Annotated in this window: 13 protein-coding genes; 1 reads left to right on the top strand and 12 read right to left on the bottom strand. The window is 39.2% G+C overall.

The window, feature by feature from the left end:
* Nucleotides 1–92: 92 nt before the first annotated feature.
* Together mgsA and dapB are read right to left on the bottom strand one after the other, a co-directional pair.
* Nucleotides 93–497: a methylglyoxal synthase gene (mgsA, locus tag CD33_RS18560; protein ID WP_036203687.1), complete on the bottom strand. Its 405-nt coding sequence runs from the start codon at nucleotides 495–497 to the stop codon at nucleotides 93–95.
* 15 nt (nucleotides 498–512) lie between these two features.
* A complete protein-coding gene (gene dapB / locus CD33_RS18555; RefSeq protein ID WP_036203684.1) occupies nucleotides 513–1,310 on the bottom strand; it encodes a 4-hydroxy-tetrahydrodipicolinate reductase in 798 nt (265 codons plus the stop codon).
* Between the two features lie 631 nt (nucleotides 1,311–1,941).
* Between dapB and CD33_RS18550 the strand changes: the two genes are divergently transcribed.
* Nucleotides 1,942–2,790 (top strand): YitT family protein, encoded by an 849-nt coding sequence (locus CD33_RS18550; RefSeq protein WP_084591411.1) that lies wholly within the window; start codon nucleotides 1,942–1,944, stop codon nucleotides 2,788–2,790.
* A 137-nt stretch (nucleotides 2,791–2,927) separates the two neighbouring features.
* On the opposite strand, the gene CD33_RS18545 is transcribed toward CD33_RS18550, so the two are convergent.
* The 10 genes from CD33_RS18545 to aroA all read right to left on the bottom strand — a co-directional run bounded on the left by CD33_RS18545 (nucleotide 2,928) and on the right by aroA (nucleotide 13,232).
* A complete protein-coding gene (locus CD33_RS18545; protein ID WP_235863145.1) occupies nucleotides 2,928–5,126 on the bottom strand; it encodes an outer membrane protein assembly factor BamB family protein in 2,199 nt (732 codons plus the stop codon).
* A 241-nt stretch (nucleotides 5,127–5,367) separates the two neighbouring features.
* Nucleotides 5,368–6,042, bottom strand: a complete 675-nt coding sequence (locus CD33_RS18540; protein ID WP_036204193.1) for a zinc metallopeptidase — start codon at nucleotides 6,040–6,042, stop codon at nucleotides 5,368–5,370.
* Between the two features lie 136 nt (nucleotides 6,043–6,178).
* A complete protein-coding gene (gene lhaT / locus CD33_RS18535) occupies nucleotides 6,179–6,793 on the bottom strand; it encodes a lipoprotein heptaprenylglyceryl N-acetyltransferase LhaT (protein ID WP_036203678.1) in 615 nt (204 codons plus the stop codon).
* Nucleotides 6,794–6,927: 134 nt separating this feature from the next.
* Nucleotides 6,928–7,716, bottom strand: a complete 789-nt coding sequence (locus CD33_RS18530) for a menaquinol-cytochrome c reductase cytochrome b/c subunit (protein ID WP_036203675.1) — start codon at nucleotides 7,714–7,716, stop codon at nucleotides 6,928–6,930.
* 51 nt (nucleotides 7,717–7,767) lie between these two features.
* Entirely contained in the window at nucleotides 7,768–8,442 is a 675-nt protein-coding gene (gene qcrB, locus CD33_RS18525; RefSeq protein WP_036203671.1) for a menaquinol-cytochrome c reductase cytochrome b subunit, read from the bottom strand.
* Nucleotides 8,443–8,463: 21 nt separating this feature from the next.
* Nucleotides 8,464–8,967, bottom strand: a complete 504-nt coding sequence (locus CD33_RS18520) for a QcrA and Rieske domain-containing protein (RefSeq protein WP_036203666.1) — start codon at nucleotides 8,965–8,967, stop codon at nucleotides 8,464–8,466.
* A 162-nt stretch (nucleotides 8,968–9,129) separates the two neighbouring features.
* Complete coding sequence (locus tag CD33_RS18515) at nucleotides 9,130–9,573, bottom strand: DUF2487 family protein (RefSeq protein ID WP_036203662.1); 444 nt, start codon at nucleotides 9,571–9,573, stop codon at nucleotides 9,130–9,132.
* 404 nt (nucleotides 9,574–9,977) lie between these two features.
* Nucleotides 9,978–10,535 carry a ReoY family proteolytic degradation factor gene (locus CD33_RS18510; protein WP_036203660.1) on the bottom strand — a complete coding sequence of 186 codons (558 nt, stop codon included), beginning with the start codon at nucleotides 10,533–10,535 and terminating at the stop codon, nucleotides 9,978–9,980.
* Between the two features lie 16 nt (nucleotides 10,536–10,551).
* Entirely contained in the window at nucleotides 10,552–11,787 is a 1,236-nt protein-coding gene (locus CD33_RS18505; protein WP_036204189.1) for a tetratricopeptide repeat protein, read from the bottom strand.
* A gap of 146 nt (nucleotides 11,788–11,933) precedes the next feature.
* Nucleotides 11,934–13,232, bottom strand: a complete 1,299-nt coding sequence (gene aroA, locus CD33_RS18500) for a 3-phosphoshikimate 1-carboxyvinyltransferase (protein ID WP_036203657.1) — start codon at nucleotides 13,230–13,232, stop codon at nucleotides 11,934–11,936.
* Nucleotides 13,233–13,248 lie beyond the last annotated feature (16 nt).

The raw sequence follows: 13,248 nt of genomic DNA, 5'->3' as shown, positions 1-13,248 counted from the left end.
TTGTTCATAAAAATCAAAAAAGCATCCGTCAGAAGTTCACTATATATTTAAATGATTAACAGTATTTCTTCATTCTTAAGTTATCTCTATCTTTAATTGCGTCTTTCTTGGATTAATCGCCAATCAACAAATCCTTCTTGCAGACCTTTTAGCAAAATTTCTGCCGTTCCCATATTTGTTGCCAAAGGAATATGGTATACATCGCATAGTCGAACAAGTGCCGTCACATCAGGTTCATGTGGCTGGGCAGTTAGGGGATCCCGGAAGAAGATGACCATATCCATATCATTGTTGGCGATCATGGAACCAATTTGTTGATCCCCACCCAAGGGACCTGAACGGAATCTTGTTATTTTCAGGCCGACTTCATCCGAAATGCGTTGCCCCGTCGTCCCTGTTGCGAAGAGTTCGTGCTCGGACAGTATCTCTTTATATGCAATGGCAAACTCAACTAGACTATCTTTTTTGCGATCGTGCGCAATTAGAGCAATTTTCATATTAAATCTCCATTCTTATAGGATATTTTCTAATCCGTATACTAATTCTTCCAGTGTCATAACTTTCTCAACACAGTAAACCACGCCACCCATAAAGGATTCCCGATTATAGGAATCGTGACGAATCGTTAGCATTTGCCCTTCTCCACCAAAGAGAACTTCTTGATGCGCCACTAAACCAGGTAAACGTACCGAATGGATGCGCATTCCTTCAAAATCCGCGCCTCTTGCTCCCGGCATTGTTTCTGTTTCAAATTCATGACCCTGCTTTGTTGCTTCTCGCACTTCCGCTATCATCTGTGCTGTTTTCTTGCCCGTACCAGATGGAGCGTCTAATTTACGATCATGATGTAATTCAATGATTTCAACATGCGGCATATATTTCGCAGCTTCTTTTGCGAATTTCATCATTAAAACGGCGCCTATTGCAAAGTTTGGAGCGATAATACATCCGACCTTGCCTACTTTTGCAAGATTAGTCAGCTCTTCCAGTTGCTCATCGGTAAAACCGGTTGTCCCCACAACCGTTCGCACATTATGCAACATTGCTTCTTTTGTATGCTCATAAACAGAATGTGGATTTGTTAAATCAATCAGTACATCCGGTTTTGATTCGGTGATTAATTGAGTTAAGTTTGTATAAATAGGTACATCCAGATTGGAAGGAAACATTTCGAGCTCTGCCAAACTGTCCCCTACGTGTTTGTAATCCAAGGCTGCGACAAGCTCCATTCCTTCACGGTTACAAACAGTTTTTACTGCTTCCGAACCCATTTTCCCTCTACTTCCTGCTATTGCCACTCGAATTGTCACAATTACCCATCCCTTCATGTCCTCTAATTAAATCTTCCATAAGTTTTTTCCTCTGGGCTAAAAAAGGGTCATCTAATTGGATACCTAGCACAGCTTGATAGCATACTAAATTGAAAAAGTCTCCTAAATTTTCCGGAGGTGTCCACCGACCAAATAACCGCTATGTATCTCAGTAGATTCAATCTATTACCTAAGTTTAAGAGTTGTTTTTATTAGCCCTAAGTCGGGAAGAAATAACTAGTTCTTAATTTCAACTATGTATTCATCACTAATTTTACGCGAGTAAATCCCTATTCGACATCATACCACGCACTTACTAACATCGTATATAATAAAGGGCTATGTTGTCAAAAGAAGAAAAATACAACATAATAAAGTGAAACTGCAAATGGTTGGTTATTTTATGTAAGCACTTCGTTAGACCAACCCTCTTCGTTTAATTGAGTCGACGCCAATGGATGACGCTGCAAAATATTGTTATTTCCTTCTATAATCGTGTAGGTTATGGCATACATCCCACCCTGTTATTTTTATATAAATAAATAGGTGGGGTCATACTACAAGTTAGCATCCGGAATTTGAACCCGGTAGTGATATAGATTATTTATTGTGAATGTTTGGAGGTTTTTTATTGAAAGGTCTAAAAATCAAAAATATTATCGGAATCTTATTAGGTGCGGCAATTTATAGTTTTGGCTTTGTACATTTTAATATGCAAAATGAGCTCGGTGAAGGTGGCTTTAGTGGAATCACATTGATTTTATACTTCACACTGAACTGGGATCCGGCCATATTGAATCTCATTCTTAATATTCCAATGTTCATTTTGGGTTGGAAACAATTTGGCCGCAGGGAATTTATCTATACCATTATTGGAACGGTAGCAGTTTCAGTCTTCCTTAGAATTTTCCAAGTATACCAATTCGCCCTTGACCTACAAAATGATTTATTACTTGCTTCCTTGTTTGCAGGTGTATTTGTTGGAGTAGGCCTCGGGATCATATTCCGATGCGGTGGAACAACAGGTGGTGTGGATATTATCGCACGCGTTACGAACAAACACGTCGGATGGAGTATGGGCCGCACAATGTTTATATTTGATGCGTTCGTCATTTTGGCGTCCTGGATGACATTTTTAGATGCGCGTTCCATGATGTATACACTTGTTGCTGTTTACGTTGGAGCCAGAGTTATTGACATGGTTCAAGAAGGTGCTTACACTGCTAAAGCAGCACTTATCATTTCAAACAACCCCAATGAAATTGCGAATTTGATTTCTGAGAAAATGGAACGAGGAGTAACGGTCTTCCATGGGTATGGTCATTACACAAAACAATCGAAGGATGTTTTATACTGTATTGTGGCGCGAAATGAATTAGTAAGACTAAAATCGATTATACGAGCCATTGATTCGAATGCGTTTGTTTCCATAATTGATGTAAAAGATGTTACCGGGGAAGGCTTCAGGATTGATGAGTAACGGGTCACTTAAGTTTCCGATACTAACTGAACTAGCCAGAACTATGGTCAATTAAAAAATAACTAAATGAGAGCGCTTGGATTTATTTATTCCAAGCGCTCATTTTTACACGTCATTATTATTTGGAAAGGCTGTCATCATTCATCCGCTTTCGATAATACTTCATTTACATAACGCGCAACTTCTTTAACTTCTTCTTCAGTTAAAATCGTTTTGAATGCCGGCATTGTGGATCCCCCATTATTGATTCTATCTACAACACCGTCATAGTTTTCTGCCAACTCGGATAATTGCAGATTTGGTCCGTTATGGCCATTTTCACCCATATTTCCATGACAAGATAAACAGTTACCCTCATAAATGGAAAGACCTAACTCAAATGAATCACTGGTGTCACCAGTCGTATCAGTTTCTATCGGGTCTTTACCTGTCAACGCGCCACCATCATTTTTTTCCGAAGCATCAATTGGTGTACCATCCCAGCTGCCATTCATTTTGAATGTATATACTTTATCGCCATGGACAGAGCCGGCTAAAGAATTCCCTGCTGCAAAGATGGAAAGATATTGTTCACCATTAATTTCATAGGTTACAGACGGAGCATTCGCACCGGCATCCATTTTGTAACTCCATACTTCTTCACCGGTTTTCGCATTGAATGCAATAAGGCGTCCATCATTATGCCCCACAAAAATTAAGTCACCAGCAGTAGCCAGCACTCCCGAATATGCATTCGCATCCCAAACAACTTGCCAAGCTATAGTATTGGTTTTTACATCCATGGCCGTTATTGTTCCCCGCATCGGTGCATCATTTACAGGAACAAAAATACTGCCAATCCACATCCCACCTTCTTCATATGCATCTTCATCTTGTCTCGATAATGCAACATAAGCATCTGTACCCAACACATAGAAGTACTCCGTTTCAGGGGAATAAGCGGAAGGTGGCCAGTTTGCTCCTCCAAAAGAAGATGGTTTTAATGTAATCGGTTCATCCCAGAAAGGAGTGAAAATAGATCCAATCTGCCCTTCAAAATCATCTGCTAAATCACGTTCTACATCTTCTTCCGTAATGGATTGTGGTACAAAGGAATCGCCCACTGGGAATGGCTGTGTCGGCGAAGTTTTTTGCTTCGCAAGCTGAGGTACTTCTTTTTCCTCGATGCCTATTAGCGGTTCCCCAGTTTCTCGATCCAGGAAGTATATCCATCCGGTCTTCCCAGCTTCGCCAAGTGCTTTTCTAGTTTCTCCATCGATTTCGACATCAAATAATATCACAGGATTTGTAGGATCCAAGTCCCAAATATCATGATGAACTTGTTGGAAATGCCATACATACTCACCTGTTTCAGCATTTAAAGCAACTATGGAGTTTGCATAAAGGTTATCCCCTTCCCGCTTACTTCCATCCAAGTCAGGAGCAGTATTGCCTGTTACAAAGTAAATCGTCCCCAGTTCTGGATCTACCGCAGGGGTGTTCCAAACTGGCGCTCCACCATGCAGCCAATTTTTATCTTCGTCATCCGGCCAAGTATCCCCATTTTTTTCGTAAGGTGTTGGAATTGTATACCATCGCCATACTTCATGTCCATATTCAGCATCATAAGCCATTATTCTTCCTCGAATTCCATACTCTCCACCTGCAACTCCTGTGTATACCTTGCCATTATAATAAAGTGGCGCACTGGTAATCGTATAACCCTCTTCCCAATCTGCCACCTCAGTTTCCCAAAGCAACTCACCAGTTTGTTGATCTAAAGCCACTAACCTCGCATCTAATAAACCGGCAAACACTTTCCCATCTGCAACCGCCACCCCGCGAGTGGTCCAACCACAGCAAACGGTATCAAGTTTTTCTTCAATTTCAGGGCGAAATTCCCAAATCTTTTCACCTGTTTTTGCATCTAATGCCAATACATCATTTTCGGCAGTTGCAATATACATAATCCCATCCACCACAATCGGGGTTGCTTCGCCAGAAAACTTCATATCGAGGCTTGCCCCTAAACTCGTAACCCACTCAGGCTTCAATTCATTAATTGTTTCAAGATTAATCTGCTCAAGCTCTGAAAAACGTCGATTAAAATAGTCTCCACCATGAGTAGCCCATCCTTCTTTTGCATACTCCACTTCTATATGAGGTTGACTAGGACTTTTACCACTGTTTTCTGCTTCATCCGTCGTTGTTTCGAAGTGGAATGAACCCGTATTTTCTTCAGTTTTCATATCTTCCAAACTGTTCTTAGTTAAAACACCCGCGTAAAATGCAAGACCAGCAATAACAATTATCACAATAAAACTGAACAACAGCACCTTGGATAAATTAAATTTCAAGTCTCTCCCCCCTTATATTGGTTATGCAAAGCGCATGATTGCGCTTTCATAATTTGAGGAATAGTTCCCTATATTCTATTAATCTATTGAACTAGTTATTATTTATAAGTAAAAATTTTTCTGTTCCTGCTTAGCGGAAAAATTGTCTGGCCATTAAATGAACCTTCCACTTATTTATGCCTAACAAAAAATGCCCCAAAGGTTTTATTGTTCAAACCTTTAGGGCATTTTTCATATTTGTTTAGTCGTCAGATCTCATTCCCGTGTAGATAAGGACTAAACGTAAAAGTTCCAATACTGCTACCGCTGCAGCCGCTACATAAGTCATGGCAGCTGCATTTAGCACTTTCTTCGCGGAACGCTCTTCATTATTAGCAATTAATCCTAAAGACACCACTTCATTCATTGCACGCTTGGAAGCATCAAATTCCACTGGCAGTGTTACTACCTGGAATAAAACACCTGCAAGAAGCAAAGCTATACCTAGCAATAATAAGCCTGAACTGGATGCGATAATACCAATCATTACAAATAACCAGGATGCATTCGACGTAATATTAGCCACTGGCGCCAATTTAGAACGTATATTTAAAAATGAATAAGCTTCTTTATGTTGAATTGCATGGCCAACTTCGTGTGCGGCGACAGCGACTCCAGCAATTGAAGATTCGTAGAAGTTCGTTTCGGATAGCGCTACAGTTTTCGTTGCTGGATTGTAATGATCCGATAAAACCCCTTGTGTCGGCACTACTCGAACATCAAACAATCCATGTTGATCCAAAATCTGTCGTGCTACTTGAGCACCAGTCATCCTTTTTGTAGATTGCACCTGAGAAAACTTCTTGTAAGTACTTTTCACTTTCATCTGTGCATAAATCGGCAAAATCAAGATGATTAGAAAGTAAATAATATACATTCCTGCGGTCAATTAATCTCTTCCTTTCTAATAGCTTACTATACTTCTAATTTTAATAGTTGCCTATTCGTTATGCAAATATTCACACCCATTATTAAATACAATAAGGATCAGAAAAGTTGGGAATTTTTAATTGCTATCTAGATTTAATCTGATCCCGATAGAGAGTTCGATTATTAGTATAAACAATATAAGCTATCGCAATGCAAGTAATTGAAAGCCAGAATGTAAAATAACCGATTTGGCTGGAGTATTGGCTTAAAACACTATAAGTAGGCATTTGTCCAAATACATAATCAATCACATCATTATGCAATGTCCATATTGCTGCGATCACGATATGAATCATGCTGAACCGATAGTTCGTCATATAAAGGATTGCTTGTACCGCCATCAATCCATGGGAGGCAACGAGCATCCACCCAGAAGGGCCGATTGAGCCAATTTCCGCCAAAGTCAATAAATTCATGACAACTGCCCAAATACCATATTTTACAAGCGTAATTAATGCCAATGCTTCAATTAATTTAAGATGCTTACCGAATATCCAACCTAGAACAGCAATAGAGAAAAATAGACTTGCTGTTGGACTATCAGGAACAAAAATCAGAAATATAGGTTCGGTTCTAGATAATTGAGAGCCATACCAAATATAACCATATACTGTACCAAGCAAGTTAATTATAAATAATAACGACAAAAATGAGCGATGTGACAATAGTAACCATACATGACTAAAAAATGACTTCATTTTCTATTCCCCTTAGTATTCCTCAAAATTTTTAAAAATTATGTATATTTTGTTACAAATGTGCATATGTAATTAAAAATAACTAAAAGAGAAGAGAGCCAGTTTCCCGACTCTCTTTTTTTGAAATGGATATATTATTCTTCAGCTTTTAGACTAGCGATGAATTCCGCTAATACTTGAAGTTCTTCATCAGTACCTGCAAATTGACCTGCTGGCATTGCGCCACGACCATTTTTAATTACTTCTGCAACTTCTTCAGCTGTTAATTCGTTACCTACTAAAGCAGGTGCTGCTCCTCCACCTTGCATATCAGCACCGTGACATGCGATACAAGATTTACCTTGTTCACCAGAGAAAATTAAGAAACCTTCTGCAGTTTCATCAATCTCAATGTCAACTTGTTCCTTGATTTCACCTTGCGCTTTTGCTGCTTCCCAGTCATGGTTTACAACAGATTCCCAAGTTAAGAAAATCATTGCAGCAAGTGATAGCAACATGAACACAGTTGGCAATGGACGTTTTGATGGACGACGTTCTGGACCTTTGTCCAAGAACGGCATTAACATTAATGCGCCGATTGCTAAACCAGGCATAATAATCGCACCAATTACATTGTATGGACCTGATGCATAAGTGTATTTTAATAATTGGTACAAGAATAGGAAGTACCAGTCTGGTAATGGAATATATGAAGCATTAGTTGGATCTGCCGGACCTTCAAGTGGTGAAGGATGAGCGACAGTTAATAATAAATATCCAATTAAGAAAACTGCACCAACCATCCATTCTTTTAATAAGAAGTCAGGCCAGAAAGCTTCTGTTTTACCTGGATACTCGGAATAATCTTTAGGCATATTCACCATACGGTTGTTTGCTTTTACGCGTGAATCACCTACGAATTTCATCCCTTTTCCGCGATGCATAGTGTCCCCTCCTTTAAAAAATCATAGACCCTTACAATAGTTCAAATTGTATTAAAGTGGTCCAGAAATACCTTGACGACGAATCATGATAAAGTGTGCTGCAAGTAATGCAAATAATGCTGCAGGTAAGAAGAATACATGAATTGCGAAGAAACGTGTTAACGTTTGAGCACCAATTATTGTAGCATCCCCAGCAAGTAAAATTTTAATAAGTTCGCCTATAAACGGAACAGAAGCAGCAATTTCAATACCTACTTTAGTAGCGAATAGCGCTTTCATATCCCAAGGTAATAAGTATCCTGTGAAACCTAATCCCAACATTACACAGAAAATTAAAACTCCTACAATCCAGTTTAACTCACGAGGTTTTTTATACGAACCTGTGAAGAACACACGAAGTGTATGTAAGAACATCATTACGATAACTAATGAAGCTCCCCAGTGGTGCATACCACGAACGATTTCACCAAAAGCTACTTCGTTTTGTAAGTAATAAACTGATTTCCATGCATTTTCTACGTCCGGTACGTAGTACATTGTTAAGAACATACCCGATAAAATTTGGATAACTGTAATAAAGAATGTTAATCCACCGAAACAATAAACAAATGCAGAAAAGTGATGTGCAGGGTTAACGTGCTCTGGCACTTCGTGGTCGGCAATATCACGCCAGATTGGAGTGATATCCAGTCGTTCATCGACCCAATCATAAATTTTATTTAGCACTGATGTCTACCCCCTTACTAATTAAGCTAAATTATTTGCGATTTTTTTCCCAAGCAATAAAAAGCCATCTTTTTCTGATACTTCATACGCATCTAATGGACCTAATGGTGGTGTACCTGGAACGTTCTTACCAGTTTTTTCATAACGTCCACCGTGACAAGCACAGAAGAATTGATTTGGGTGCTCAGTATCACTGTTCCAGTTAACAGTACAGCCTAAGTGTTTACAAACTGGCGATAGTGCAACTATTGAATCTCCACTTTTATAAACCCAAGCAGTATCAGTAACTTCAGATGTATACCATGCATCAACTTGTTCATATGAAAAGTCAACTTTTACAGGCTCCTCTGTAATATCTGCAACTTTTTGGCTAGTTTGTACAAAATCTCCCTCAGCTTTAGTCTGTAAAGCTGGATCAATTGCAAAGCGTACCATTGGCATTAAAATACCCGCCGCCATAAATCCACCAACACCAGTTAAAGTGTAGTTAAGAAATTGACGTCTTGAAACTCGATTGTTACTCATCCTTTTCCCCCCTCTAACTAAAAGGTCAGTCCAACGGACATACTTTTACAAATAGTAATTACTAGGACATATCTATGATATATCAAGAAAATAGGTTGGTCAATATTGGCTTTCTATACTTTCGACAAGTTTGTGAACATTTAATGAAACAATTTACTAACTTTAGTACCATTTGGAAGTTAGTACTGGTATTATTTGCTTTAATTGTTCTTCCAGCACGGTTTTCTTTACCCCTTTATCCATGGACTCCAGAGGAATTGGGGGCAGCCATATTACGTCCAGTTGTTCACTATGGCTTGTCCAAGTGTGATCGGTTGTGATAAAGATGACGTATTTAAAGCCTGTACTTTGTAACTCTTCCTTTAGTAGGTTGACTGCCAAACCATCTTTTGTTTGATTCGTATAAGAAAATGGAGGGACAAGCATCAATCTCCCTTTGAACTGCTGTTCAACAAATGCTGTCAGGGACATTAAAAAATCTGTCGCCGAGCTACTCTGTCTTATCCTTGCATCATCGAATTCGAGAAAAAGCAGCGGGACCAGCGCCGTATCTATGAAATCCTTCTGTGTTTGAAATTGTTGTACATCATTCCCATTAAAAAACATTTCTTCTCCTCCATATATCAATATTTACTATTGCCAAAAACAATAAAAAATAACAGTTTAATTTTCAATCGATTTTACAAGTTTGACTCAATCCCACAAATAAATCTCATCCAGCCTCTATACCTAAGGCTGAATGAGACTGGGACTACCGACAATCGATCGCATTTTGAACTAATTGTCCGTTCGTCGCATATGGACCTTGTCAAAAACCAGTGCTTCAATGTACCCCGGTTTGTATGACAGCACTTCAAGATTCGACCGTTCTAGCGCTTATATCAATTGAATTTTTAAAAACTCCGTGCAGATCAATTTCGACGAACAACTTGATCCTCACAACGAAACTCTATCATTAATCATAAAGTCATAGCATAAACATTAAAATTCAATACTAACTTACGATTTTATTACACATTTTTAGTAGTTTGCTTCAATGCCTGTAATAAGTTGGATAGCGAATAAAATCTTTCTTTATCTCCTTTATCCAACGCATCATCGATTTCTTTCAATAATTTCTCTTCTTGAAATGCCAACAAACTATTATTCAACATTTCCTCTGCAATAAGTCGATCTTTCTCGCTAATATGCAAATACTTTGGCATAAATGGATTTTCCTCCAGCACAGCCAAATACTGTTGACTCGGCGGTATATTGGGAAAGTTCAATTGGATATACATGCTCTCACCAGGATGTAATCGTAAATCATGAAAAGACTTTTCGGCATCGCTTGTCATGATATTTCCTTTATAAAACCGAAATGGTACTCCAGTTGAATCTACCGAGGACATGACAATCGCTCTCGGACAATAATGCGCTTCTTCAACAAAGTGGATATTTTCAAGCAGGCTATCATTACTTAATAAATAATTCAGTATCCAAACACATTCTCTTCTTTTTAATTGGTAATTTTTTAGAAACCAACGAACAAAAGTTTTTTTATCAATAATCGGAATGGAAGAAGTCACTTTGCTATCCCTCCTTTTATTCAAGAGTGTAGAGAAGATCTAACCATTGTTGCTCTGTAGGTTCCAAAGCAATTAACTGATTAACGATACTTCGTGCTTCCTCTCTTTTTCCTTCTTCAATCAAGAAATAACAATATTTTTCTAAAAACGATGGTTCGTCTTTAAAATCATTATATGCTATCTTATAAATTTCGCATGCACGTTCATAGTCCTCATTCTTGGCATAAGCATCAGCAACGAAGGGATATAAAGCACTCCAGTCGAAATCGTTATTTTTTAAATTTTCATATAATTCTATAATTTCTTCGTACCGCTCTTGATTTGCGTAAATTGACATAAGGACTAGAATGGCTTCCATATATTCCGGATCAAGTGCGATGGCTTCCTGCAAGTAATGGACAGCCTCGTTTGGCAAATTATTTTTCAAAGCCATTTTGCCTGCAAATAAATAGAAGGATTTTTCATATTCATCACGCTTCAAACCTTCTTCAATGATTTTTAGCGCTCTTTTATTATCTTCCATCATTGCATAGCTTTCCGCTAATAATAAGTAGGCACTAAAATAATCCGGATCCAATTCTTTTAGGTCCTCCAGCTGTTTAGTGGCCAGTTCAAATTTTTCTGTTTGGAAAGCCGCATAGGCAGACCCAAATAATAAGTCGGGTGTTACAGTGTCCTCCAATGCTTCCATATAGTAATCCATGGCAGTTTCATACCCACCGCCTGCACGAAATACTTCTGCCAACCTCGAAGCCAATAAAACCCCTGCGATTTCTTTTTGTTTTTCATGCAACTCTTCGTAGATGCGGGCTGCTTCTGTAAAGCGGCCAGTTTCAAACAATAGTTCGGCTTTTGCAAATTGCAGCAACGGTTCATTAGGCAATAATTCCAGCGCTTCTGTAATACGTAGTTCGGCTACTTCATATAAACCTTGCATTTGGTAATAATCCGCCAATAAGAGCAGGCTTTGTGGGTATTCCGGCGTTTCTGAATCAATCCCCATCAGTAACTGCAAGGCCTCATCTTCTTCACCCAACTCAATTAATACCGATGCACGATCAATGGCTACTTGAGCCTCATCCGGGAATAAAAACTGCAAATGTTCAAAAACTCGATCTGCTTCAGATAAAAAACCGTATTGCATTAATAAGTCGGCAATCTCGTATTGGACATCAGCTTGTTCATTCAGCAAAAATGTTTCTAATAAAATATTAATTTGTTGTAGTTCGCCATTTTGAATGGCTTGGATCATTTCGTTCGCTGTATTTGTCAACTTTTACTCACCTTTTTATGTTTAGTCAATACTATGCTACTTTACTTATTTAATTGAAACAAGAAAAAGGACCTGTCCTGCTGGAATTCGCAGGAGGTCCTACTATTTAAATTTCATCTCAAAAGTTATGCATTGTTCAGAAGTCCTTCTATATGTTCAAAGAAGGTAGGGTATGAAACAGCAATACATTCCGTATCATCAAGATCAATAGGAGAGCTTGATATCAAAGCAGCGATTGCGGACATCATACCGATACGGTGATCCCCGTATGCTTGCAACTTGGCTCCATGGAGTTTTGTAGGTCCATGAATAATCATCCCATCATCGGTCGCTTCAATATTTGCACCAAGTTTTTGGAGTTCAGTCACCACAGCAGTAATTCTGTCTGTTTCTTTAACTTTCAACTCTTCCGCATTACGGATGATTGTAGTTCCCTTTGCTTGAGTTGCTAAAAGCGCAATAATAGGGATTTCATCGATCAAACGTGGAATTATCTCCCCTTCCACTGTCGTTGCTTTTAGATCAGAAGTACGGATTGTAAGTGTTGCGGTCGGTTCGGAAGCATGGTTATCCTCCATTTTTACCGATAATTCCGCCCCCATCTTCTCCAGCACTTCAATTATTCCTGCTCTCGTAGGATTTACACCGACATTTTTCATAACCACTTCGCTGCCAGGAACAATGGCTCCGGCCACCAAGAAAAAGGCGGCTGATGAGATGTCACCAGGAACATTGACATGTGTTGCTTGGAGCTGTTGGCCGCCTTTGAATGCTACAACGCCATCCGCCACTTCAATGTGGGCACCAAATTGTTTCAGCATTCTTTCAGTGTGATCGCGGGAGATTTCCTTTTCTCTTACAACGGTAGTCCCCGCAGCCCGCAGCCCTGCCAGCAATATTGCTGACTTCACTTGCGCACTGGCCACAGGCATTGTATAGTCGATTGCTCTCAACTGTGTCCCCTGAACTGCCAATGGTGTATACTGTCCATTGTCTCTGCCAGCAATTTTTGCACCCATTAATCGAAGTGGATCTGCAACTCTACGCATTGGCCGTTTTCCAATTGACGCATCACCCGTCATTACGGTATGCAATGTTGTACCGGATAAGATTCCCAACATAAGTCTAGTTGTAGTGCCTGAATTACCCGTGTACAACACTTCTTTTGGTTCTTCCCAGTTATCCATGCCCGGACTTATAATCTCAACATTTGTTCCTTCGACATGTATTTCTACACCAAGCTTGCGAAAGCAATCGATTGTACTAAGACAATCCTCCCCTAAAAGAAAACCGCTTACAGTTGTTTTGCCTTTTGCAATCGATCCAAACATGACAGACCGATGAGATATGGATTTGTCACCAGGAACAGTGATTGTTCCTTTTAGACTTGCATTCTTATAATATAAACTTGTTGTAGAAGACATACTTATGCTCCTTTCA

Origin of the sequence: Ureibacillus sinduriensis BLB-1 = JCM 15800 (assembly GCF_000772955.1) — a bacterium.
GTDB lineage: Bacteria > Bacillota > Bacilli > Bacillales_A > Planococcaceae > Ureibacillus > Ureibacillus sinduriensis.
The sequence above is the reverse complement of the archived record's forward strand: the minus strand, read 5'-3'. Positions and strand labels throughout refer to the sequence as shown.